At 69.8% G+C, this 23,897-nt stretch carries 21 protein-coding genes and 1 pseudogene; 7 read left to right on the forward strand and 15 right to left on the reverse strand.

The window, feature by feature from the left end; translation table 11 throughout:
• Window positions 1-97: 97 nt before the first annotated feature.
• Together FHS42_RS15115 and FHS42_RS15120 are read left to right on the forward strand one after the other, a co-directional pair.
• Window positions 98-895, forward strand: coding sequence for a carbohydrate ABC transporter permease (locus FHS42_RS15115; protein ID WP_221476555.1), 798 nt, complete (start codon window positions 98-100; stop codon window positions 893-895).
• A complete protein-coding gene (locus tag FHS42_RS15120; RefSeq protein WP_184572740.1) occupies window positions 895-2,229 on the forward strand; it encodes an ABC transporter substrate-binding protein in 1,335 nt (444 codons plus the stop codon). Before FHS42_RS15115 ends, FHS42_RS15120 begins: the two co-directional genes overlap by 1 nt.
• 480 nt (window positions 2,230-2,709) lie before the next feature.
• Here FHS42_RS15120 and FHS42_RS15125 read toward each other — a convergent pair whose 3' ends face one another.
• A complete protein-coding gene (locus FHS42_RS15125; RefSeq protein ID WP_184572741.1) occupies window positions 2,710-5,514 on the reverse strand; it encodes an alpha/beta hydrolase in 2,805 nt (934 codons plus the stop codon).
• Between the two features lie 481 nt (window positions 5,515-5,995).
• On the opposite strand from FHS42_RS15125, the gene FHS42_RS15130 reads away from it, so the two are divergent.
• Window positions 5,996-6,589 carry a TetR/AcrR family transcriptional regulator gene (locus tag FHS42_RS15130; RefSeq protein ID WP_184572742.1) on the forward strand — a complete coding sequence of 198 codons (594 nt, stop codon included), beginning with the start codon at window positions 5,996-5,998 and terminating at the stop codon, window positions 6,587-6,589.
• A complete protein-coding gene (locus tag FHS42_RS15135) occupies window positions 6,586-7,422 on the forward strand; it encodes an alpha/beta fold hydrolase (protein WP_184572743.1) in 837 nt (278 codons plus the stop codon). Before FHS42_RS15130 ends, FHS42_RS15135 begins: the two co-directional genes overlap by 4 nt.
• Window positions 7,423-7,433: 11 nt before the next feature.
• Here FHS42_RS15135 and FHS42_RS15140 read toward each other — a convergent pair whose 3' ends face one another.
• Complete coding sequence (locus FHS42_RS15140; RefSeq protein ID WP_246494826.1) at window positions 7,434-7,796, reverse strand: winged helix DNA-binding protein; 363 nt, start codon at window positions 7,794-7,796, stop codon at window positions 7,434-7,436.
• A 19-nt stretch (window positions 7,797-7,815) separates the two neighbouring features.
• Window positions 7,816-8,193: a winged helix-turn-helix transcriptional regulator gene (locus tag FHS42_RS15145; RefSeq protein WP_184572744.1), complete on the reverse strand. Its 378-nt coding sequence runs from the start codon at window positions 8,191-8,193 to the stop codon at window positions 7,816-7,818.
• A gap of 283 nt (window positions 8,194-8,476) precedes the next feature.
• Here FHS42_RS15145 and FHS42_RS15150 point away from each other — a divergent pair, with 283 nt between their 5' ends.
• Both FHS42_RS15150 and FHS42_RS15155 read left to right on the forward strand, forming a co-directional pair.
• On the forward strand, window positions 8,477-9,382 hold the full coding sequence (locus FHS42_RS15150; protein ID WP_184572745.1) for an NADP-dependent oxidoreductase: 906 nt from the start codon (window positions 8,477-8,479) through the stop codon (window positions 9,380-9,382).
• Between the two features lie 767 nt (window positions 9,383-10,149).
• A complete protein-coding gene (locus FHS42_RS15155) occupies window positions 10,150-11,025 on the forward strand; it encodes a GNAT family N-acetyltransferase (protein ID WP_184572746.1) in 876 nt (291 codons plus the stop codon).
• A 321-nt stretch (window positions 11,026-11,346) separates the two neighbouring features.
• Here FHS42_RS15155 and FHS42_RS15160 read toward each other — a convergent pair whose 3' ends face one another.
• The 12 genes from FHS42_RS15160 to FHS42_RS15210 all read right to left on the reverse strand — a co-directional run bounded on the left by FHS42_RS15160 (window position 11,347) and on the right by FHS42_RS15210 (window position 22,196).
• Window positions 11,347-12,132, reverse strand: a complete 786-nt coding sequence (locus tag FHS42_RS15160; RefSeq protein WP_184572747.1) for a sirohydrochlorin chelatase — start codon at window positions 12,130-12,132, stop codon at window positions 11,347-11,349.
• An 11-nt stretch (window positions 12,133-12,143) separates the two neighbouring features.
• Window positions 12,144-13,151, reverse strand: coding sequence for an ABC transporter permease (locus FHS42_RS15165; protein ID WP_184572748.1), 1,008 nt, complete (start codon window positions 13,149-13,151; stop codon window positions 12,144-12,146).
• Window positions 13,138-13,932: an ABC transporter ATP-binding protein gene (locus tag FHS42_RS15170; RefSeq protein WP_184572749.1), complete on the reverse strand. Its 795-nt coding sequence runs from the start codon at window positions 13,930-13,932 to the stop codon at window positions 13,138-13,140. The genes FHS42_RS15165 and FHS42_RS15170 overlap by 14 nt, the downstream gene beginning before the upstream one ends.
• Before the next feature lie 87 nt (window positions 13,933-14,019).
• Complete coding sequence (locus FHS42_RS15175) at window positions 14,020-15,150, reverse strand: aliphatic sulfonate ABC transporter substrate-binding protein (protein ID WP_184572750.1); 1,131 nt, start codon at window positions 15,148-15,150, stop codon at window positions 14,020-14,022.
• A 226-nt stretch (window positions 15,151-15,376) separates the two neighbouring features.
• A complete protein-coding gene (locus FHS42_RS15180; RefSeq protein ID WP_184572751.1) occupies window positions 15,377-16,822 on the reverse strand; it encodes a sulfate adenylyltransferase subunit 1 in 1,446 nt (481 codons plus the stop codon).
• Window positions 16,822-17,757 carry a sulfate adenylyltransferase subunit CysD gene (cysD, locus tag FHS42_RS15185; protein WP_184572752.1) on the reverse strand — a complete coding sequence of 312 codons (936 nt, stop codon included), beginning with the start codon at window positions 17,755-17,757 and terminating at the stop codon, window positions 16,822-16,824. Before cysD ends, FHS42_RS15180 begins: the two co-directional genes overlap by 1 nt.
• A gap of 59 nt (window positions 17,758-17,816) precedes the next feature.
• Window positions 17,817-18,395, reverse strand: a complete 579-nt coding sequence (gene cysC, locus FHS42_RS15190) for an adenylyl-sulfate kinase (RefSeq protein WP_184572753.1) — start codon at window positions 18,393-18,395, stop codon at window positions 17,817-17,819.
• Window positions 18,396-18,427: 32 nt separating this feature from the next.
• Window positions 18,428-19,135, reverse strand: coding sequence for a phosphoadenylyl-sulfate reductase (locus tag FHS42_RS15195; protein ID WP_184572754.1), 708 nt, complete (start codon window positions 19,133-19,135; stop codon window positions 18,428-18,430).
• Window positions 19,132-19,323 carry a hypothetical protein gene (locus FHS42_RS15200; RefSeq protein WP_184572755.1) on the reverse strand — a complete coding sequence of 64 codons (192 nt, stop codon included), beginning with the start codon at window positions 19,321-19,323 and terminating at the stop codon, window positions 19,132-19,134. The genes FHS42_RS15195 and FHS42_RS15200 overlap by 4 nt, the downstream gene beginning before the upstream one ends.
• Entirely contained in the window at window positions 19,320-21,038 is a 1,719-nt protein-coding gene (locus tag FHS42_RS15205) for a nitrite/sulfite reductase (protein WP_184572756.1), read from the reverse strand. Before FHS42_RS15205 ends, FHS42_RS15200 begins: the two co-directional genes overlap by 4 nt.
• A gap of 348 nt (window positions 21,039-21,386) precedes the next feature.
• On the reverse strand, window positions 21,387-21,470 hold the full coding sequence (locus FHS42_RS38610) for a putative leader peptide (protein ID WP_309471194.1): 84 nt from the start codon (window positions 21,468-21,470) through the stop codon (window positions 21,387-21,389).
• A 138-nt stretch (window positions 21,471-21,608) separates the two neighbouring features.
• Window positions 21,609-22,196 (reverse strand): GNAT family N-acetyltransferase, encoded by a 588-nt coding sequence (locus tag FHS42_RS15210; protein ID WP_184572757.1) that lies wholly within the window; start codon window positions 22,194-22,196, stop codon window positions 21,609-21,611.
• 90 nt (window positions 22,197-22,286) lie between these two features.
• Between FHS42_RS15210 and FHS42_RS15215 the strand changes: the two are divergent.
• Window positions 22,287-23,411, forward strand: a pseudogene (locus FHS42_RS15215) (YihY/virulence factor BrkB family protein); the annotation flags it as partial.
• Window positions 23,412-23,897 lie beyond the last annotated feature (486 nt).

Below are 23,897 nucleotides of genomic sequence, written 5' to 3' on the forward strand. Positions count from 1 at the left end.
CCGGGCAGCAGCCCGCGCCACCAGCCGCCACCGATGCCCACGGCCCGGCGCGCCCCGGCTCGGCCCACGGCGCCGAGCTGCCCGCACCGGGCAGTACCTGGCCCTCCTGTGTTACCTGGTCTTCCTGGCCTTCCCGCTGCTGTGGTTGATCTCCACCGCGTTCAAACCACCGGCCGAACTCGCCACCCTGCACCCGACCTGGCTGCCCGAGCGCCCCACGCTGAACAACTTCCGGCAGGCATTCGACGAACAGCCCCTGCTGCGCGCCGCGGGCAACAGCCTGATCACCGCCGGCTGCGCCACCGCCATCGCGGTGGTGCTCGCGACGCCGATGGCGTACGTCATGGCCCGGCACCGCTCCCTGCTCTCCCGCGCGGCCACCGGCTGGGTCGTGGTCAGCCAGGCGTTTCCCTTCGTCCTGGTGATCATCCCGCTGTTTCTGATCTTGAAGAACCTCCAGCTCATCAACGAACTCGCCGGCCTCGTCCTGGTCTATGTCGTGTGGTCGCTGCCGTTCGCGCTGTGGATGCTCACCGGGTACGTACGGGCCGTGCCGCGCGAGGTGGAGGAGGCTGCGGCCGTGGACGGCGCGGGCAAGCTGCGCACCCTGGTCTCCGTGACGGCCCCGCTGCTCGCGCCCGGCATCGTGGCCACCGCGCTGTTCACGTTTATCACCGCATGGAACGAGTTCTTCTTCGCGCTCGTCCTGCTCAAGTCCCCGGAGAAGCAGACCATGCCGGTCGTCCTCACCCACTTCATCGGCACCGAGGGGGTCGCCGACCTCGGCCCGCTGGCCGCCGCCGCGCTGCTGGCGACCGTGCCCTCGCTGGTGCTGTTCGCCGTCATCCAGCGCCGGATCACCGGCGGCATGCTGACCGGGGCGGTGAAGCACTGATGCCCGGTGGCGCGGCGGGCAAAGGGGCCAGCGGCGAGCCGGCCGGCGGGCCGGTGCGCCGGCGCCGCCTCCTCACCGCTGCGGGGGCCACGGCCGCCGCAGCGCTGCTGCCCGGTTGCTCCCGCGGCGACGGCCGGGGCGGACTGCGCTTCCTCTCCCTGGCCTGGCAGCAGGAGTCGGTGGCGGCAAACAAGCGGCTCGTCGCGCAGTGGAACGCGGCGCACCCCAAGGCCCGGGTCAGCTATGTGCAGGGCAGTTGGGCCAGCGCCCATGACCAGTTGCTCACCTCCTTCGAAGGAGGCGAGGCGCCGGACATCATCCACGACGCATCCGATGACCTCGCGGACTTCGCGTACGGCGGTTACCTCGCCGACCTGACCGGCCTGGTGTCGGACCGGTTGCGGCAGGATATTCCCGGGCACAGTTGGCAGACCACCACCTTCAACAGGCGGGTGTACGGGGTGCCGTTCCTCCAGGAACCCCGAATGATCATGGCCAACCGGCGGCTGCTGACCACCGCCGGGGTGCGGCTGCCCACCGCGGACGAGCCATGGTCATGGGAGGAGTTCCGGTCCGTCGCACAGCGGCTGACCCGCAAAGACACCTACGGCGTCGCCTGGCCACTGAAGGAGCCGGTCTCCGCAACGCTCAACCTCTCGCTGTCCACCGGCGGGCAACTCTTCCACCGAGGCGACGACGGCAAGGTGACCATCCGCTACGCGAAGGGGGACCAGATCGTCCCCCGCGTCATCCGCGACCAGGCGGTGACCGACAAGTCCGCCTCGCGCAGCACCCTGGGCATGGGCGGCGCCGACACGCTGCCGGGTTTCTTCGGCGACCGGTACGCGATGGTGCCGCTGGGCTTCTCCTACCGCCAGCAGATCACCCAACAGGCACCGAAGGGCTTCGACTGGATGGTGCTGCCCGCACCCGCGGGCCCCGGCGGCGATCAGCGTCAGGGCGTCAGCCCACAGACCCTGTCGATCGCGGAGGACTGCCACCGCAAGGAGGACGCCATGGCGTTCATCAACTTCCTGCTGCGACCGGCCAACATGGTGCGCCTGGCGCGCGGCGACTGGGTCCTGCCCACCGGAACCACCGCACTGGCCGACCCCGCGCTCCGCACCACCCGACACGGCTGGGCCACCGGCACCGCACTGGCCGACCAACTGCGCCCGGCCCCAGCCCAGTCCGTACGCGGCTACCCGGAGTGGAAGGACAAGATCGCCACCCCCGCACTCCAGGAGTTCTACAGCGGAGCGATCGGGGAGGGCGAGCTCGAACACCGGCTGGTCTCGGACGGCAACCGCGTCCTGGCCCGTTACCAGCGCTGAGCGTGGACGTGCGTCTGTGCTGAGCGGGGGCGGCGGCGGGGCCGCGGCTGTGAGTGGTGCGATGCGGTGTGGCCCGGAACGTCGTCCCGGGTGAGCACGCGCCAAGCGCGCCTTCACGGGAGCTTCACCCCCACCCGACGCCGCTGAGTCCTGGTGGACGACGAAGGTGCTGCTCATCTCGGAGCGTACGGCGACCGAGGGCGCGATCCGGCAGGCGGCCGTCTTCATCGAGGCCGCGCTGTCGAAACGGTCCGTACGCCATGGCTGAGGACAGGACACGGCACCCCGCCGCGCACAGTTTCGCGGCGCCTGGACACCCCGCCCGAACGTGTCGCCCGCACACGCCGCCCAAAACGCACCGGAGCCCCGGCACTGCCCAGCCGTGAGCTGGTCAACGCCGGGGCCCGGCAGGGTTGTTCAGGCGGCGGCGCGTGTGAGGGCTCGCCGCGCGTCGCGCGCCCGCTGGTTACGCCGCGGAGCTCATGAGGCGTCCAGCACCGTGCCGGTGAACACCGGCCCCGGCTTCGGCTCCCAGGTGTCGTCGTCGTAGGTGACCATCTGTAGCCGCAGTTTCTCTTCCGGCTCGGCCACCTTGTCCTTGATCGTGGGGACGCTCACCTCGACGCTCTTCTTGCCCGCGGGCACGCCGGCCGGCACGCCCGGCTCGTCGTACATCTTCGACAGCGGCCGGGCCGGGGCCGGCGACTCGCCGAACACGTCGTCCAGCCAGCGCGCGCTGACGTCCAGGGTGGACAGCTCCGTGCCACCAGACACCGGCAGGATGACAAGATCGACCGGCAGCTCCGTGTCGGCCACATCGGACAGCGAGACTCGCCAGGTCAGGCTCTGGCCCTCGGTGACCCGGTCCTTGACCGGCGTCACCGTGATCGTGGGTGCTGGGTCGTCGTTCTGGACCAACACCCCGCCGTGATGCGAGCCGATCACCGCGCCGCGCACCGCCTTCACGAACACGTTGTGCCCGACCTCGGCACCGTAGCGGGTATTGCCGGTCACCTTGACCGGCACATCGACGGTGTCGGTGCCCGGGCGCAGCGTCACCAGCCGGGAGGTGGGCTCATCCGCGCCCGGCTCCTCGACGAACAGGCGCACCTGGCCACTGCCGTGCCCGGTAACCCGTATCGGCACGTGGTGCGTGCGCGTTCCCGAGTTCCCTTCCTTGACCGTCAGCCGGCCGATGTCCATGCGCAGCAACTCGGCCGGGCGCACCGCTGGGGTACCGGGGCGCCAGCCCCACGCGTCCATCAGCCACGCCCGTCCGGAACGGTTGCGCGGCGTCAACTCAACGGCCTTTATCTGCTTGAGGTTCAGCTTGGCCTTGGCGGCGGCGGACAGCGGTACGCGCACCTCGCGGCCCCAGCTGGAGGCGGTCCGGTCGGTCCCGGGCAGCCCATCGACGGTGACCCGACCCAGCGTCACGCGGCGGCCCGAGGTGTCGGTGAGGGCGACGTCAAGCGGGGTGCCGGTGGTGTTGGGCGGCACGATCACCCGCAGGGCCAGCGCCTCGTTGCCCGCCACGGAGAACGGACGCGCGGGGCGCATTTGGACCGCTGAGCCCGGCTTGGTCCAGCGCATCGCCACCGCGTACCGGCCCGGCTCCCGGGGCGTCTCCCAGTGGTTGAAGTGCGGTGACGCACCGTCCTTTTCGCCATTCAGACACGAGGCGGCCGGGTCCGGGGTCACCTGGGAGCACAGCCGGCCGCCGGTCACGGTGACGGAGGTGTCCGGCACGATGGCGGGCGTGCGCTTGGCCCCCACGGCGTGGGTGAGTATCTGCGCGGCGCCCGCTGAGGGCGCGCGCCGGTTCGAGCCGTCCAACAGCGGGCGCACCCGGTCGTCACCCGCGACGAAGAGATGGGCCGACGCGGCGATGTAGGTGGCTCCCGCGGTCTGCTGCTGCGTGGCGGTCAGCCGGGACTTGGTGCCTGGCGAGCAGACCCGGTCCGGTGTGTCGTCGGGGGAGAAGTCGTCATCGGCGGGCGCCTGGGCCTGCCCCGGCGTCCACTCGGCATTGAAGAAGTTGTGGTTGGCGCCGACCATGTAGACCGCGCTGTGCAGGGCGGCGCCACGGCTGACGCCGCGCGTGCCATCCACGTAGGTCTGGCCCTGTAGATCGGATACGTCCCCGTCGCAGCCCGGCAGGATGGTCGTGGAGGGTACATCGGGGACCGGGTTGTGCCCGAAGATGGTGGGGCCTATCAGGACGTTGCCGCGGATGCGCCAGCGCACCGGGCCCTGATATCCGTCACTGGCGGCGGGCGGCCTGGAAAGGCTGTCCAGCGCGGCGCGGTTGACGCCCTCGCCGCCTCGGGAGTGGCCGACCAGCAGCACCCGGGACATGTCGGTCCGGGACACCGCGCGCACAGGGGCCGGTGCCCCCTTTGGCTTGGCGGACCAGTCCGCCCAGCGGGCCAGGTGCTGTCGTATGAGAGACGAGCGGGCTTGTGCGCCGCCATCCGCCGCCGCGTAATCCTGCCCGTTGACGCCGTTGGCCGAGATGGACACCGTGACGTACCCCTGCGAGGCCAGCAGCTTTTGGGCCTTCAGATATCCGCGGTAGCTCGGAACCTGCTTGGCGCCGGGCGCGCAGGGCCAGTCGCCGGTCTCTTCGCCCTTGCCGAAGCACGTGTAGTGGCGGCCGTGCAGGAACAGGGCGAGCGGTCGCCGGCCGGGGGCGTTGGTCGGACCCACGACGGTGGCGCGCATCTCGACCGGGGCGGGAAAGTCGGGCAGGCGCACGGACTTCAGGGCGTACTCGCCGCTGGCCGTGCGGTACGGGCCGGGCTTTCCCGGGTCCACCGGGTTCGCGGGTGGGGGAGTGGCGCGCTGCATTGGCGTGTTGGGGCGCGGGGCCAGTGGAGCCCGGGCCGTGTCGGGCGCGTCGAGACGGCGCCCACCGGCCCGCACCTGGAGTTCCTTTGCCGGTCCCAGGCGCGCGCCGTCGAGCGCGAGCCGGAACGTACGGCCGTCCTTCCCCGGCACCGGTTGACCAAGGAGCCTGTCACCGGCGTAGAACTCGACTCGGGCATCGCCCATCGGCACCTGGTCGGACGACCGCCAGACCAGCTGTCGCGCTGTGCCCTCCCCGGTGACCTGCCAACCCGCTGGGAGTTGCTCGTTTGAACTGCCCGGCGGTACGGACGGTATGGACTCACTGGGCGGTGGCGTGTGCGCCGGTCTCGGCGAGGCGTTGGCCATCGCTGGCAGCCCCACCACCAGCATGAGCGCCGCAGTGGTAGCGGTCACCATGCGCGGGACACGGATCAAGGTGATCCTCCTTGTCATCGGCCCAACCGGAAATCTCCAAAGATCATGGGCCTCTTGTCAGGGGAGGATGGCGAGCCCTGCCGTGAGGTTGCCTCACGGTGCGCATGTGGTCACGCACGCTGGCCGGTCATCGCCCGAAACCCGCGGCCTACCGCCGCGCGCTCCCATCTCGGCAGTGATCGACAGTGATCGACAGTGATCGGCAGTGGCCGGCAGTGATCTGCGGTGGCCGGCGATGGCCGGCAGCGATCGGTGGTGATGGGCAGCGCACGGAAACGGGCACCTGGTGGCAGAGAGCCAACACCTGCGTCGGCAGCTCGTTCAGTGCGCACGGCCACCAACGGGCCTTCGTAGCACGGGTGTTGATGACCATGCCTGACCGCTGTCAACCGCACCGGTGGCAGCACGTGAGCGCGCCCCCGCTTGGCATTCCTAGGGCTCCTAGGTTATACCTAGGGGTCCTAGGAACTGGGGAGGGCGCATGGCACGGGCCGGGCTGACGGCGGAGCGGGTGACGATTGCGGGCGCCGAACTGGCAGATGAGGTCGGGCTCGACCAGATGACCATGTCGCAGGTGGCATGGCGGCTCGGCGTGAAGGACGCCAGCCTCTACACCCACGTCCGCAGCCTGGAGGATCTGCGCGGACGAATCGCGCTGCTGGCGGCGGACGAAAAGACCATCCGTATCGCGGAGGCGACCGCCGGGCAGTCGGGCAAGGACGCACTGGTCGCGTTTGCCAACGCCTGGCGTGAGTACGCCCGCACGCACCCGGGCCGCTACATGGCGACGCAAACCCCGATCCAGATCGATCCCGAACTGGCCGCAAGAGCGCCAGGACCGCGGCGTGCGGTAGAGCTGACGTACGGCATGCTGCGCGGCTACGGACTGGCCGAGCCCGATCTGACCGACGCGGTCCGGCTGCTGCGCAGCACCTTCCACGGGTTCGTCGCCTTGGAGGCCGCGGGCGGGTTCGCGCACCAGCGTTCACCGCAGCATTCCTGGGTCCGCGCCCTCGATGCCCTACACACCCTCCTGGACCACTGGCCCCCGTCCCGAGAAGGAGACTCGGCATGACCGACGCGACCATCGGCAGCCTGCGCGTGAACGGCGCGACCCTGCACTACGAAGTGCGCGGCTACGGCCCGCTCCTGCTGCTGATCCCCGGCGGAACGGGCGGCGCCGCTTCCTTCGACGGCGTCGCCGACGACCTGGCCGCCGAATACACCGTCGCGACCTACGACCCGCGCGGCATGTCCCGCAGCACGCTGGACGACCCCGAGGCCGAGCAGCACGTGGCAGAGCACGCCGACGACGCGTTTCGCATACTGGAACTGCTGTCACCCGGTGAGCCGGCCCGGGTGTTCGGCGCCAGTTCGGGCGCGATCACCACCCTGCATCTGCTCACCGCCCACCCCGAACGCGTCGAACGCGCCGTGGCGCACGAGCCGCCGGTGGTGGAGGTCCTGCCGGACGCCGCCGAACACCGCGCGCTCCTCGCGCGTGTGCAGCAGACGCTGCACACGCAGGGGCTCATGCCGGCGATGGCCGTGTTCGCCGCGGGGCTGAAGGAGGGCGGCGCCCCCACCGAGCCGAAGGCTCAGCTCCAGCTTCCGCCGCGAGCAGCGGCGCGGGCCGAGCAGACGATGGCCGACCTGCCGTACTTCGTCGGGCGCATCGTGCCCAGCTTCATGTCCTACGCCCCGGACATCCACCGGCTGGAGACGCTGTCAGACCGGCTCGTGCTGGCCTGCGGCCAGGACTCGCGCGGTGAGCTGCCCTATCGCCCTGCCGCCGCGCTGGCCGAGCGTCTCGGCATGGAACTCCAGCAGTATCCAGGCGGGCACACCGGCCTGACCACACACCCCGCCGAGTTCGGCGCGCTCCTTCGGGCGGCCTTCCGCTCCTAGATCCGAGTCCGTCAGCCGACGTCGTCGGGGACGATGCGGGAGTTTCTGCGCGATGCGGGCGAGGGTCTTCTGGTCGGTCGTGTTGAGCGAGTCGGGGACGATGCGGCGTACGGCGCGCAGGTGTGTGGGCGCCGCCAGGCGAAGGTGTCGAAGCCGGCGTCGGTGAGCTCGGCGAGGGTGTAGCGGCCGTCGGCCGGGTCAGGTGTCCGTACGACCCAGCCGCGCTGCTCACAGCGCTTGACGACGTTGGACAGGCGGCAGAGCGTCCCGCTGGCGAGGAAGGCGGGCTGCCCCATCCGCAGCTTGCGCCGCGGGGCATCGGAGAGGTGGACCGCCATCGTCGGCTCGGGGAACTGAGCCATCCGGTGCGGCACGCGCCACCGCGGGTTCGAGTCAGCCGATGGAAGAGATGCCGCCCTCGCGGGCGTCGAGCAGCTCGTCCCAGTGCTCGGCCGTCCATTGGCACGTGGCGGCCAGCGGCTCCAGCATGCTGCGACCCAGTGGTGTCAGCGCGTACTCCACCCGCAGTTTCGGGTCGGCGTGCACCGTGCGTGACACGAACCCGTTCCGCTCCAAGCCGCGAAGCGACTGGGTGAGCACCTTCGGTGTGACGCGGCCCAGGGGCACGCGGAGTTCGGAGTATCTGCGCGGGCCGTCGTCCAGACAGCGAAGGATCATGGGCGCCCATTTGTCACCGAAGCGGAACGGCATCACCGAGGACGGGCACAGCTCGTCGAACAAATCGGGTGGCAGCGGTGGCCGTTGCGTCATCGAGAGTCTCCCATCGCCGTTCTTGGTATCCAGTTGGTGACCGACCTTCTGGATATCTTCCGGAGCACCGGCTCAACGGGAGTTATTCCGACGATGGGCCGGAACGTGGTCTTCGGGGCGGATGGCCGCCCGCTCGTTCGGCAGCCTCACCGATCCGCATCCGTCCTCCTTGGACCGGAGGCAGGCGACGTGCCGACGTGAACTTCACGCCGACGTCTGGTTCACCGTAGCGGGCGCCGAATGAACACCATCACTGCTACTCATCAAGGCAAGGCGGGACATTATGCGCGCAGCCCTCTTCCATGCGTACGGCGGAGCGGAGAACCTGGTGATTGAGCAGGCCCCCGATCCCCACCCCGAACGTGGTGAGATCCGGGTCCGTGTCGCGGCGGCCAGCGTCAATCCCATCGACTGGAAGCTGCGTACTGGGGCCTTGCACCAGCTGTTTCCCCAGGAGTTGCCCGCCATTCCGGGGCGCGACGCCGCCGGCGTGGTTGACGCGATCGGTGCCGGAGTACAGGGGGTGAGCATCGGCGACCGCGTCTTCGGGCTGGGTGGTGTCACCGGCGCAACCGCAGAGCTGGCCATCTTCTCGGCCTGGTCCCACACCCCCGACACGTGGAATGACGAGCAGGCTGCGGGCGCCGGTCTCGCGTCCGTGACCGCGATGCGCGGCCTGAACGCGCTCGGCCCCCTTGCGGGACGCATCCTTCTCGTCGAGGGCGCCGCCGGAGGCGTGGGCAGCGCGGCGGTCGAGATCGCCGTGGCACACGGTGCCACCGTGATCGGGACAGCCAGCGAGCGCAACCACGAGTTCCTCACCTCTCTCGGCGCCGTTCCCACCACCTATGGCCCCGGCCTCGCACAGCGCCTGACCGCTCTCGCTGCGCACGGCATCGACATCGTGCTCGACACCGCGGCCTCCGGGTCCCTGGACGACCTCGTCGCGATCACGGGCGATCCGACGCGCGTCGCGACGGTCGCCGACCACGCAGGCGGGCTGCGCCTGGGTACGCATGTGGTCAACGCGGAGAACGACTCCGCCCTCCTGTCCGCGGCCGGGGAATTGGGCCGGCAAGGCCGCTACACACCCCGTATCGAACGGGCCTACCCCCTGGGGCGGATCGCCGACGCACACGCGCACGCCGAGCGCGGACGCACCCGCGGAAAGATCGTGATCCGCATCTGAAGCGGAGCATGGCGCAGTCATGCCAGCTACTGGCCCATCGAAGGAGACTGAGGGCGTGGGCATGACATGTGGGTACATCGTGTCAGTTATCGCTAAAGCGTAGGTGCGGTATGCAGGTCTTCCTTCGCATTCGCGCGACTTGGGCGGGCGTTGGGTATGTCACAACACCTCAAGTTGGTTGTGCGGGCCGCTACCGGTCGGCCAGAGTTTCGAGTCTCCTCGGGGATGATCGCCGCCGCCTTCGGGGTGTGAGCATGCCGCGCACAGGAGGCGTCATATCGCCCTCGCGTGCGGCCCATTCGGCCGGTCGTCGCGCCCAACCCCCATGGGGCGCGGCGACCGGCGCCCCGTCGCCCACGTCTATCGACGGGTCGCCTCTCGCGAGGTCGCGACACCGGGCCTTGTCCGCCCGCCGGGCGAGCGTTGTCATCGGCGGCTGGCACCTCACGGTCACGCCGGGGCGGCGGGGTTCGCCGAGTCGCCGGGTCATGGGGGTCGCCGCGGAGGCGGGAGTTCCGGCGGTCGAGCCGAGTGTGGCGCGGAGGCGCTGACTCCATCGCGGAAGCGATCGCTCCGCCGCATTTCCCGTTGCGCAAACCTGGCTGGACGGCCCGTGGAGTTACCTCGGTCACATGCCCGTTCACCTGCGGCGATTGCGTGTATTTGGCTGGCGTTCTGTTGGCCGTCGAGTCATCTTGCCGCAACGTAGCGTGCCTAGACTGTTACACGATCATGGCACCCGCCACGAGAAGTGAGGATGACCGACAGTGAGTACGTTACGACTAAGCGCAGCCGATCTGCGGGGGTTCTCGGCGCCGCCGAAGGTGCGCAATCTGCACAACGGTTACCGCTCGGCCAGTTGGACGGCCCCGGCCAAGCTGGCCGACGGCTGCCGGGACCGAATCTTTGACGTGGTGGCCGACGTCGCCACCCGCACGTTCGAGACCGATCACTCCGGCTACTGGAAGGCACGCAAGGAACAGAACTTCTTTGACAACGTTTCCAACTTCACGCTGACGCTGGCCCCGGACGACGAGGTTGTCGGCTGGGCCGGGTATCAGCGCAAGAAGTTCTCTGGACACAGCGCGGTGTACCTGGACGCCGCTGGCCTGCTACCTGCGCACCGGCGGTCGAAGCTGACCGCCCGAGTGCAGGCACGTTTCCTGATATCCGAGATCTTGCTGCGCAACCCGTTCGGGCACACCTATGTGATCCTACGGACGCAAAACCCGGGCATACACGCCGGATTCACCAAGACCTTCGGACCCGACCGCGTGTTTCCGCAGCCGGACCGTCCGGTGCCCGGCGAGGTGAGCCGCATCGGCGGCGAGGCCATGCGCTGGCTCGGCCACAGCCCGGAGTCCTTCGACCCCGAGAAGCTTGTCGTCAAGGACGCCCTCAACGGCATCTTGTCCCAGCTCTACGGGCAGGCGCCGCGCAGCGGAGACCCCGAGCTCGACGAGTTCTTCACGGACCAGATCGGCGCAACAGACTGCTTCGTCCTGATCATCAAGGCCAGCCCTCGGCCGATCCTGGCATTCATGGCCCGCGAGGCCGGCCGCCAGGCTGTGACGCGGGTACGGCGCCAACTGAGCTGGGCGTTCAGTGGAGTTGGGCACGCCATGCGGCGCGTATCGCGCTGACTCGCGAGCTGAGCTGACTCGCGGTCTGAGCCGAAGCACAGCCTGAGCCGAAGCACAGCCTGAGCCGAAGCACAGCCTGAGCCGAAGCACAGCCTGAGCCGAAGCACAGCCTGAGCCGAAGCACAGCCTGAGCCACAGCGCGAGCTGACCGCGTGCCGGGCCGCGGAAGCCGTGGAGCAGAGCACGGCCATGCGTCCGGAACACCCTCCCCGTTCTTCCCCCTCCCCGCCCTTCCCTCCCCGACCTGCTGTCCTTCCCCTCGCGACCTGCTGTCCTTCCCCCTCCCGGCCTCCCCCGGCGAGAGCCCTGACCCGCTGGGAGTCAGGCGCTGAGCGGTACGCCCAACGAAGTGCGCACCGCTCGCGCTTCCCGCTTTTGCTCGTAGCGCCGGAGCAGCAGCGCGGCCACCTCCGGGGCGGGCCCCAGCACATCGGCCAACACATCGGCCCCCGCCTGTTCGGCGCCACACACAATGCGGTCGGGCAGCCGCCCGGGCGCGATGACGTACGGCGCGACGGCCACCCGCCGCACCCCCTGCGCCCGCAGCGCCCGCACCGCGTCCTCGGTACGTGGCACGCAGGTGAGGGGGGCTGCCGCGGAGGCGAACGCAGGCCGCACGGCGCACCAACCGGTGTGCCGCCACTCCCGCGCGATTTCAGCGATCACTGCGATCGCCTCCGGGTCTGATGAGCCCGCCGAGGCCAGGACGACCCCGGTCGAGCTTCGGTCGCCGGGGCGTATCCCGGCCTCGGCCAGGCGACGCTCCAGCGCGTCGATCAGCAGCGTGGACGGGCCGAGCACCGCAGCCTGCCGCACGGTCAGCTGTGGCCATGCGGCGCTGGCCTCGTACAGCACCGCCGGGATATCGGCCTTGGCGTGGAAGGCGCGGGTCAGCAGCAGCGGCACCGCCACCACGTCCCGTACGCCATCGGCCGCTAGCCGCGACAGCACCTGTGGCACGCTCGGCGCGCAGAAGTCCAAGTAGCCGACCTCTACCCGCAACCCTGGCCGCAGGGCCCGTACCCGAGTGCTGAGCTCGGAGACGGTTGCCGCGTGCCGCGGGTCGCGGCTGCCGTGCGCGATGATCACCAGCGCTGTCGCGTGCATGGGCCGGCCCCTTAGCGGTTGCTCGCGAGCAGGCCGCGGCTGCGCAGCACCCGCCGCTCGATCGGCGCGAAGATCAGCAGCTCGATGCCGATGCCCACGATGAGGATGAGCAAGATCGCGGCCAGTACCAGCGACATGTCCGAGTCCACTCGGGCCTGGTCGAGCAACTGGCCGAGTCCGGTGCCCAGCTCAGGCGAAGTGGCGATCAGTTCGGCCGCCATCAGCGACCGCCAGGAGAACGCCCAGCCCTGCTTGAGCCCGGCAATGTAGCCGGGTAGCGCGGCCGGCAGCAGGACATGCCGTATGCCGGCGAATCCGGTGGCGCCGATGGTGCGGCCCGCACGCAGGAACAGGGGCGGAATCTGGTCCACGCCCGCCACGAGGCCGTTGGCGATCGAGGGAACGGCACCGAGCAACACGACCGCGTAAATGGTGGAGTTGGTCAGCCCGAACCAAATGATCGCCGCAGGCACCCACGCCACCGACGGCAGCGACTGGAGGCCGGAGAGGATCGGGCCGATGGCCGCACGCACGAACCACACCCGCGCCACCACAAGCCCGAGCGGCGTTCCGATGATCAACGAGGCGGCGAAGCCGAGCGCCCCGCGCGACAGGCTCTCCCACACATAGCCGAGGAGCGTGCCGTCCAGCCACTTGTCCTGCAACGCCCGCGCCACTTCGGCGGGGCTGGGCAACTGGTAGTGCGGCTTGACCTCGAAGTGGTACGCGAGCTGCCAGGCGATGAGGACCAGCGCGACGGCGACGACGGGCGGCAGGACCTGGTCGAGCAGCACCCGGCCCAGCGGCACCCGGGTCTTGGTATGCGTCTCCAGCGCGTCGAGGCCCGCCTCAAGCCCGGCGAGCTGATCGGACGCGCCGGCTGCGGAGCCCTTGCCTCCCGCGCCTCCCGGGCGCCCCGCGTTGACAGTGTTGACTGTGTTGCCCGCGTCGATGGGTGAGGCGGAGGCGGCGTGCTGTGGCTCGGGGTCCCCTGGGGAGCGGGTGTCAGTGCTGGCCATGTCGGCGGATCTCCCCACGGAGTTGCTCGGTGATCTCTACGGACAGGTCGGCGACGGCGGCGTCCTCGATGCGGCGCGGCTGGGGGATCTCCACGTCCCACTCGCGGGCGATTCGGCCGGGGCGCGAGGAGAGCAGCACCACGCGCTGCGCCAGCCGTACCGCCTCGCGCACGTTGTGCGTCACGAACAGCACCGAGACATGGGTCTCGGCCCAGATGCGGGTCAGTTCGTCGTGCAGGACATCGCGGGTGATGGCGTCCAGGGCCGCGAACGGCTCGTCCATCAAGAGCAGCTTGCTGTCCTGGGCGAGGGCCCTGGCGAGCGCCACCCGCTGCCGCATCCCGCCGGACAGCTCGTGCACCCGCTTGCCGTACGAGCCGTTCAGCCGCACCAGGCCAAGCAGCCGCTCGGCCTCCGTGCGGCGCGACCCGCGCGGCACCCCCCGCATCCGTAGCGCCAGTTCGATGTTCTTGCCCGCCGTGAGCCACGGGAACAGCGCATGCTCCTGGAACATCAAGGCGGGCCGCCCGCCGGGGACGTCGATGCTTCCCGCGGTCGGCTTGTCGAGCCCGGCGACGAGGTTCAACAGGGTGGATTTACCACACCCCGAGGCCCCCAGGAGGCAGACGAACTCACCGGGCGCGACATCGAGTGCGATGTCATCAAGCACTTGCTGCTGTGCGCCGGGGCGGCCGAACGACTTGGACACATGATCGATGCGAGCGGCGTAACTGCTCGACCGTTCCGTCGTGAGGGGCTGCTTGGTGAGCGTGGCGGACATGGCGGTCACCTCCTGGAAAGCCGGGGCGCCGGGGAATCCCGGCAAAAGAACCTGCGGTGGGGCGTGGGGGGCGGCTGGTAGCGAGAGCTAGCTGACGCCGAGCCCGGCGTCCTTGACCTTGGGCTTGCCCTGGGCCTTCAGCACCTTGTTCAGCAGTGTGAGGTCGTAGATGCCATCGAGCTTGGGCTCCTTCACGAGCCCCGCATCGACGGCGTGCTGCGCCTGGTCCCGCAGCGTCTCCGCGAGCGGGTCATTGGTGACATCCACGTTCTTGAACGCCGGGCTCAGGACCTTCTCGTCCAACTGGCTGCCCGTGAGGTTCTTCAGTGCCGCGTTGACCTGCTTCTTCGCCGCGTCCGGATGAGCCTTGATCCAGTCATTGGTGTTGACCGCCCCGCGCAGCACCGCCTCGACGACCTTCGGGTGCTCCTTGAGGAACTTCTGCGAGACGATCACGTTCGTGATGACGAACTTGCCGTCCTTCCACAGGTCCCGCTCATCAAGAAGGATCTTGCCGCCCTCGGCCACCAGCTTGGACGCGGTGGGCTCCGGCACCCACGCGCCGTCGATGCCGCCCTGCTTGAAGGTGGTCGGAATTTCCTTGTTGTCCTGCCGCAGTACCGACACATCGCCCTTGCCGGTCTGGGCATCGATGTCGTAGCCCTTGCCTGCCAGGTAGTTGAGCAGCGCCACGTCCTGCGTGTTGCCCTTTTGCGGGGTGGCGATCCGCTTGCCCTTGAGGTCATCCGGCGTCTTGATCTTGTCCGGGTTCACCACGAGCGAGACGCCCCCGGACGCGGCACCGGAGATGATCCGCAGGTTTTGGCCGCCGGACTTGGTGTAGCCGTTGATGGCGGGCGAGGGGCCGATCCAGCCGATGTCGATGGAGCCGGCGTTCAGCGCCTCGATCTCCGATGGTCCCGCGTTGAAGGTGAACGGCTTGATCTGGGTGCCGCCCAACTCCTTTTGAATCAGCCCCTCTTGAACGCCCACTAGCGCGGTCGCGTGCGTGACGTTCGCGAAGTAGCCGACCCGCACCGAGTCAAGACCGTCGAGCTTGGCGCCCTTGGCCTTGGCCGCGGGCTTCTTGCCGTCGTCTTCCTTGTCCGATCCGTAGCCGCAGGCGCCCAGCGCGCCGATCAGCAAGGGGGCGAGTGCAGCGGCCAGTAGACGACGACGGGCGGCTCTGCGGGCGCGGGGCGCGAGGGCGGCAGTCACAGAGGTGGTTCCTCTCAGCGAGCCGGGGTACGCCTCACGGCGGACCCGGCGGTGGTTCCGGTTCTCGGAAGGGAACGAACGGTCCGGCCGGATGGCCGAAGGGGCGGGGGGTGGCCGGGGCGGTTAGCACGCACATCGCCCAACGCCGCCCTGCCCACTGCCAAGTGCGCCGCTGCCCACGCGACCGCCCTCCTTGGCGAACGTCGAAAACGCCTCGCCTGCCATGTCAAACACCCCTTTCCGCACCGCTCGGTCCAAACTGAGCGCCCGATACTGCCGGCCCATCGGCAAGGCCGCGGGCCGCACTGGCTGCTGTGGCTGATGCGGCTGCTGTGGCTGTGAAAGCCGGGCCCGCCATGCCGGCGGTGAGCGTCGTGCCGTCCGCCGGGTCGATCAAGAGGAAGGACCCGGTGCGCCGGGAGGCGGCGTACGCGTCGAGCGCGAGCGGCTCGGCGGTACGTAGCACCACCCGACCTATGTCGTTGGCGACCAGTTCGTCGGGCGCCGGATGCTGGGAGAGGTCGTCCAGCGTCAGCCGCGACGGAATGTCCTTGACGATGGCCTTGACGGTGCGCGTGGTGTGCTTGAGCAACACCCGGTCACCGATCCGCAGCGGCCGGTCCGCCACGTGGCACACGGTGGCCACCACGTCCTGCGTGGTGCGCGGCGCGGCGTCGGCGGGCGCGATCAGGTCCCCGCGCGACACATCGAGGTCGTCGGCGAGCCGCAGCGTCACCGACTGCGGCGACCAGGCCGCGTCCACCGGGTCCCCGAGCGCGTCGATGCCCTCGATCACGCTCGTACGCCCCGATGGCAGCACCACCACCGGCTGCCCCACGCGCAGCACACCTGAGGCGACCTGCCCCGCGTAGCCGCGGTAGTCGCGGTGTTCGGCGGACTGCGGGCGGATGACGTACTGCACCGGGAAGCGGGCCACATCGCGCGCCGGGTCGGCGACGACCGGCACCGTCTCCAGGTGTTCGAGCACGGTGGGCCCGCCGTACCAGTTCATGTGCGCCGATGCCGTCACCACGTTGTCCCCGGCCAGTGCGGAGATGGGGATCGCCGTGCACCACTCTTCCTTGGGACCATCGGCGCTACCCCAACCGGGGACGCCCAGCGAGGCGGCGTAGGAGGTGAACTCCTCGGCAATGGCGGCGAACACCGGCTCCGCGTAGTCCACCAGGTCCATCTTGTTGACGGCCAGCACGATGTGCGGCACGCGCAGCAGCGCGGCCACCGCGGCATGGCGGCGGGTCTGCTCCACCACGCCGTTACGGGCGTCCACCAGGACCACGGCCAGCTCAGCCGTCGAGGCGCCGGTGACCATGTTGCGGGTGTACTGCACATGGCCCGGGGTGTCGGCGAGGATGAATCGGCGCCGGGGTGTGGCGAAGTAGCGGTAGGCGACATCGATGGTGATGCCCTGCTCCCGCTCCGCGCGCAACCCATCGGTCAGCAGGGCCAGGTCAGGGCCCTGGGAGCCGCGGTGGCGCGAGGCGTGCTCGACTGCCTCAAGCTGGTCGGCCAGCACCGACTTGGAGTCGTGCAACAGCCGCCCCACCAGTGTGGACTTCCCGTCGTCAACGGAGCCCGCGGTGGCAAAGCGCAGTAGCGAGGTGGCGGGCGTCTGCTCGGCTCGCTCGGACTGCCCGGTGATGATGCTCGTCATTAGAAGTACCCCTCGCGCTTACGGTCTTCCATCGCGGCCTCGGACAGCTTGTCGTCCGCCCGCGTTGCACCCCGCTCGGTGAGCCTGGACGCCGCGATCTCCTCGATGACCTGGGAGATGGTCGCCGCCTGCGAATCGACGGCGCCGGTGCAGGACATGTCGCCTACGGTGCGGTAGCGCACCAGGCGCCGCTCGATCCGCTCGCCCTCGCGCGGGCCGCCCCAGGCGCCGGGCGCCAGCCACATGCCGGCCCGTGCGAAGACCTCGCGCTCGTGCGCGTAGTAGATCGCCGGAAGGTCGATCTTCTCCCGCTCGATGTACTGCCACACATCAAGCTCGGTCCAGTTCGACAGCGGGAAGACCCGCACATGCTCGCCGGGGGAGTGCCGCCCGTTGTAGAGCTGCCACAGCTCCGGGCGCTGCCGCCGCGGGTCCCAGCCGCCGAACTCATCGCGCAGCGAAAACACCCGCTCCTTGGCGCGCGCCTTCTCCTCGTCGCGCCGCCCGCCACCGAAGACCGCGTCGAAGCGGTTCTTCTCGATGCCGTCGAGCAGCGGCACCGTCTGGAGCGGGTTACGCGTGCCATCGGGGCGTTCGCGAAGCCGGCCCGAGTCGATGAACTCCTGCACCGATGCCACGTGCAGCCGCAGCCCGTGCCGCTCCACGGCGCGGTCACGGTAGTCGATGACCTCGGGGAAGTTGTGCCCGGTGTCCACATGCAGCAGCGCGAAGGGCACCGGCGCCGGGGTGAACGCCTTCAGCGCCAGGTGCAGCATCACGATCGAGTCCTTGCCGCCGGAGAACAGGATCACCGGCCGCTCGAACTCGCCCGCCACCTCGCGGAAGATGTGCACCGCCTCGGACTCCAAGGCGTCCAGATGGGGCAGTGCGTACGGGTTGTCGGCGTCTTCGCCGACAGAGTTGGGGGGTGTCATGGGGGGCTCGCTCCTCTTGTCGATCGCTGTGCGTGCGTCGTGCGCCGTGCGTGCGCCGCTCACAAAGCCCCCCGCCTGGCCAGCAGCGCGTACAGTGCCGCCGCTGACTCGTGCACACCCTGCTGGTGCGCCTCGATCCGCAAGTCCGGGTCGGCGGGCACCTCATACGGGTCGTCCACGCCGGTAAGACCAGAGATCTCGCCTGCCGCCTGCTTGGCGTACAGGCCCTTCACATCACGCTCCGAGCAGACCTCAACGGGCGTGGCGACATGCACCTCCAGATACGGCGTCCCCTCGACCTGGTGCCGCTTGCGCACGGCCTCCCGGCTGTCGGCGAACGGTGCGATCACCGGCACCAGCGCGATGGTGCCGTTGGAGGCGAGCAGTTCGGCCACGAAGCCGATGCGCTGCACATTGGTGTGCCGGTCCGCCCGGGAGAAGCCAAGGCCCGCGGAGAGGAACTCGCGGATCTCGTCACCGTCGAGCACCTCGACCCGATGGCCCTCGCTGCGCAGCCGCTCGGCCAGCGCGTAGGCGATCGTCGTCTTGCCCGCGCTGGGCAAGCCGGTGAGCCACACCGTCGCACCCGTCTGCTGGGGGGCGCTCGCGGCCCGCCCGCCCGGTGTGGCCGTGCTCATCGGTGACTCCTGGGGTATGTGTGTGTCCGTCATCAGCCGTGCAACCCGCACTCGGTCTTGCCGGTCCCCGCCCAGCGGCCGGCCCGCGCGTCCTCGCCCGCCGCCACCCGGCGGGTGCAGGGGGCGCAGCCAACCGATGCGTAACCATCCATCAGAAGTGGGTTGGTGAGCACCCCGTGCTCGGCCACGTAGGCGTCCACATCGTCCTGCGTCCAGCGGGCGATCGGTGACACCTTCACCTTGCGGCGCCGCGCGTCCCAGCCCACCACCGGCGTGTTCGCCCGGGTGGGGGACTCGTCGCGGCGCAGCCCGGTCGCCCACGCGTCGTAGTCACCCAGCCCCGCCTCAAGCGGCGCGATCTTACGCAGCGCGCAGCACCGGTCGGGGTCGCGCTCGTGCAGCCGCGGGCCGTACTCGGCGTCTTGCTCGGCGACCGACTGGCGCGGCGTGAGCGTGATCAAGTTGACGTCCAGCACCGCGCCCACGGCGTCCCGGGTGCCGATGGTCTCCGGGAAGTGGTAGCCGGTGTCGAGGAAGACCACGTCCACGCCGGGGCGTACGCGCGCGGCCAGATGCGCCACGACGGCGTCCTCCATCGAGGAGGTGACGCAAAACCGCTCCCCGAAGGTTTCGGTGCTCCAGCGCAGAATTTCCAGCGCCGGCGCGTCTTCCAGTTCCCGGCCCGCCCGCTCGGCCAGCTCCTCAAGCTCGGTTTCGGTACGTTGCCTGGTGATCGTCATGCGGTACCGCCCCTCTCGCTGGTCTCCTCGGTGCTGTGCCGCAGACCCGCGGCCAGCAGTCCGAGGAACGACAACCGAAACGCGCGGTTACAGGCGGTGCATTCCCAGGTGCCGTGGCCTTCTTCGGAAGGATTCAGGTCCTCCTCGCCGCAGTACGGGCAATAGAATGGCGCACTCCGCTCGCTCACGACAGGTCTTCTTCGGCCGCGCGGCCGGCCCACTGGGCGAACCGTTCCCCTTCGGTGCGCTGCTCCTGAAATCGGGTCAGCAACCGTTCGACGTACTCGGGAAGTTGGGCCGATGTGACCTTCAGGCCGCGCACCTTGCGGCCGAATGCGGCCTCCAAACCGAGCGCACCGCCGAGGTGCACCTGGTAGCCCTCGACCTGGTTGCCGTCGTCATCGCGGACCAACTGGCCCTTGAGGCCGATGTCGGCGACCTGGATGCGGGCGCAGGCGTTGGGGCAGCCGTTGATGTTGATGGTGAGCGGTTCGTCGAAGTCCGGCATCCGGCGCTCCAACTCGTCGATGAGCTGTGCGCCGCGAGCCTTGGTCTCCACGATGGCCAGCTTGCAGAACTCGATGCCGGTGCACGCCATGGTGCCGCGCCGGAAGGGCGACGGGTTGACCTGGAGTTCCAGTGCCTCAAGGCCGGCAACCAGGGATTCGACGCGGTCTTGCGCGACATCCAGGACGAGCATCTTCTGCTCGGCGGTGGTCCGCAGTCGCCCAGAGCCATGGTCGTGCGCCAGCTCGGCGATCTTCGTCAGCGTCGCGCCGTCCACCCGGCCGACGCGCGGGGCGAAGCCCACGTAGAACCGGCCGTCGCGCTGCCGGTGCACGCCGACATGGTCGCGCCAGCGCTCGGCGGGCTGCTCGGGCCCGGGGCCGTCGATGAGCTTGCGCTTGAGGTACTCGTCCTCCAGGATCTGGCGGAACTTCTCCGCGCCCCAGTCGGCGAGCAGGTACTTCATGCGGGCGCGGTTGCGCAGCCGGCGGTATCCGTAGTCGCGGAAGATGCTGATGACGCCGCCGAAGACGTCCGGCACCTCTTCCAGCGGCACCCAGGCGCCGATGCGGACGCCGAGCTTGGGGTTGGTGGACAGACCGCCGCCGACCCAGACATCGAAGCCGGGCCCGTGCTCGGGGTGGTGCACGCCGACGAACGCGACGTCGTTGATCTCGTGCACCACGTCCAGGAGTGGCGATCCGGAGACGGCGCCCTTGAACTTGCGCGGGAGGTTGGAGTACGCCGGGTTGCCGATGTACTGGCGGTGGATCTCCTCGATGGCCCAGGTGCCGTCGATGATCTCGTCCTCGGCGATGCCGGCGACGGGGGAGCCGAGGATGACGCGGGGAGTGTCGCCACACGCCTCCGTCGATGACAGGCCCACGTCCTCAAGCCGGCGCCAGATCTCCGGCACGTCCTCGATCCTGATCCAGTGGAACTGGATGTTCTGCCGGTCGGTGATGTCGGCCGTGCCGCGTGCGAACTCCTGCGATATCTCGCCGATCACGCGCAACTGCTCGGTGGTCAGCCGCCCGCCGTCGATGCGCACCCGCAGCATGAAGTACGAGTCGTCCAACTCCTCCGGCTCCAAGATGGCGGTCTTGCCGCCATCGATGCCGGGCTTGCGCTGGGTGTACAGGCCCCACCAGCGCATCCGCCCGCGCAGATCGGCGGGGTCGATCGAGTCGAAGCCGGCCTTGGAGTACACCGTCTCAATGCGTGTCCGCACATTGAGACCGTCGTCGTCCTTTTTGACCTGCTCGTTGCCGTTGAGCGGGGTGAAGTGGCCCACGGCCCACTGGCCCTCGCCGCGGTGGCGTCCGGCCTTGCGGCGGGGCGCGGCGGCGGGGGCGCCCTGAGCCGAAGACTGGGGGCGTTCCGGATTGGCGGCCATGGTGGTGTGTCCTTCTGGGCGGCTCGGGCGGGACGGCGGGCGACGAGCGGGGCGTGACGGATGGCGGCGTGGCCGGGAGCGGTGCCGACAGCACGCGGGGACGAGCGCCAGGCCGCGCTGAACTCTTAGCTACGCGGCGGGGACGCAAGCTGGTGGGCCGGACCGGCGAAACCTCGCTGATCTGCACTGCTGACCTGCACCATGCGTGGGTGCACGGCGCTTGAGCAACGGGCCTGGACAGGCGTCATCAAGTCAGTCGTCAGAGCAAGGAAAAGACGCGCGAGAGCGACGGAAAAGACGCGCGTCCGCGACGATGGGAACGGCGGAAAGTGTGGTGGCGCTGCGCTGTCAGCCCGCCGGACAGATGGCGCTGGACATGCGTCCGAGATCGACGTGACGCCGACTCACCAAGGCAATTCCAGCTCTAGACATGACGGAAGCGTGGCATGGCCGTCTTGGGAGCGTCCACCATTGTCCATTATGTGGACGTTAGCGTCTCGCTTTATGGGACACTGTGGGGTCGCTCACACCAGTGAAACGGGTGTACTCGCGAAGCTCGGACCAGTCCGGTTACGCGTGAGTAGCGGGCTCGTACGCACCGGGCCACGGCCCCGGATTCACCGGCTCCGCTTCCTCCTCGGCCTCGGTCCGGTAGATCCGAAACCCCCGCCGCTCGTAGGTGCCAAGCGCATGCTCGCCGTCCTTGGAACAGGTGTGCACCCACACCCGCTTTGTGGGGACCCGCTGCGGCCACCGCTCGGCCAGGTCCCACGCCCGCTCAACGCCGAACGACAGCAGGCGCCCACCGATGCGACGCCCCCGAAAGGCCGGCAGCAGCCCGAAATAGCTGATCTCCACGACACCATCGGCCTGCCCCGCCAACTCGATATAGCCGGCGGGCGTGCCCTTCTCGTACGCCACCCACGTCTCCGTGCCCGGCTGCCCAAGGGCCTCCTGCCACTGTGCGTACGTCCAGCTCAGCCGGTCGGTCCAGGCGTTGTCCCCGCCAACGGACGTGTACAGGAAGCGGCTGAACTCCGGGCTAGGCACCGTCGCACGCCCCACCAGCACATCGGCTTCGGCGGACAACGGCCGCGCGACGACGAGATCGGCCGGGGAGGTCTGCTCCAAGTACCAGGTGGTCACGGTGGTCGTCATGCCGCCAGCCAACCATGCGGGGGCCAGCGAGCAAAGATCGGCCCAGGTCACCCGGCTGGCCGGGGGCGAAAGGGCAGATACGGTGAAGACGTGCAGCCAGCGAACGAATCCCCCGGGCGGCCAGATGGCCGACTGCACAGGGCCCGTGCCCTGTCTCAGCATGTCTCCAAACGCAAAATGGCATGGCTGCTCCTCAAGGACACCGTCAACTCCTGCATGGAGTACCGCGTCACCGGGCTCGCCGCCGAAGCGGCGTTCTTCACCCTGCTCTCGTTGCCGCCGCTGCTGCTCGGCCTGATCGGGCTCCTCGGCTACCTCGACGCCTGGACCAACACCGAAACCGTTGCCAGCATCAGGGACAACATCCTCGAAGCCTCCGGCACGGTCCTGTCCGACAAGGGCGTCAGCGAGATCGCCGAACCACTCCTCGACGACGTCATCGAGGGCGGCAGACCCGATGTGATCTCCCTCGGCTTCGCCATCGCCCTGTGGTCGGGGTCGCGCGCCGTGAACGTCTTCGTCGACACCATCACGATCATGTACGGGCTCGAAGGCCACCGGGGCATCGTCAAGACCAGGCTGCTGGCCTTCCTGCTCTACCTGGTCGCGCTCATGGTGGGGGCAGTGGCGCTGCCGCTGATGGTGGTGGGGCCCGATGCGGTGGTGCACATCTTCCCGCGCAGCGCGGACACGGTCCGCATCCTGTACTGGCCCGTGGTGATCCTGCTCTCCGTCGCCTTCCTCACCACGCTCTACCACGTCTCCGTGCCCGTCAGATCGCCCTGGCGCGAGGACATCCCGGGCGCCCTGATCGCGCTGACCATGTGGGTGCTCGGCAGCTTGCTGCTGCGCATCTATCTGACCCAGACGGTCGAGGGCCCCACCATCTACGGCTCGCTGGCGGCGCCGGTGGCGGTGCTCCTGTGGATCGGTGTGTCCGCGTTCGCGGTCCTGGTGGGCGCCGCCGTCAACGCCTCCCTCGACCGGGTCTGGCCCTCGGTCGCCACCGCGGCGGCGCGCGAGGAACGCGAACGCGAGCGGCGCGCGGCGGCGGCCCGGGCCTTCGCCGAGGCGGCGGCCAGGGAGCGCGACGCCGAGGGAGACGACTGGGCGGAGTCCGAGCCGCCATCGGAGTTCCCCGAGCGCTGGGCCCAGTTCCTGCCCCCCAAGGACGTCAGGTCCCGGCTGCACGCCCGGCGCGAGCGCGAACACGTGCCGGAGCGGGACCGGGAGCGCGCACAGGGCCGAGAGCGGGAACGCACGCAGGGCGGGGCCGGGGCCCACGCGCAGGACCAGCAGCGCGACCGCCAGCGGGCGCACGCGCGGGCGGACGATCCGGCGCGAGGCGACGCCGCTGCGCACCGGGGCCCGGGGCCCGGTGCGACACCGCAGGGCGTAACCCGCTATCCGCCGCGCCCCAGCTACCCACCGGGCCATTTCCCGCGCAGCACCCACCCACCGGCGCCGCAGCCACCGCCGCCGTCCCCCCGCCCCGCGGGCCCGGCCCGTCAGCAGCCGCCGCACCCGTCCGACGCCTGGGAACCATCGAGCACGGCCGATGCGCCGGCCCCCTCAGACCCGCCCTATCCGACTGGCGCTGCGTACCCCTCGGACGCGCCGGACGGGGCGTACCCGCCGAACACCGCCTGGCCGCCGCAGGGCTCCCCGGAGCCGCCGCAGGGACGCAACCGGACGCCACAC

It is taken from the genome of Streptomyces zagrosensis (assembly GCF_014203645.1).
GTDB lineage: Bacteria > Actinomycetota > Actinomycetes > Streptomycetales > Streptomycetaceae > Streptomyces > Streptomyces zagrosensis.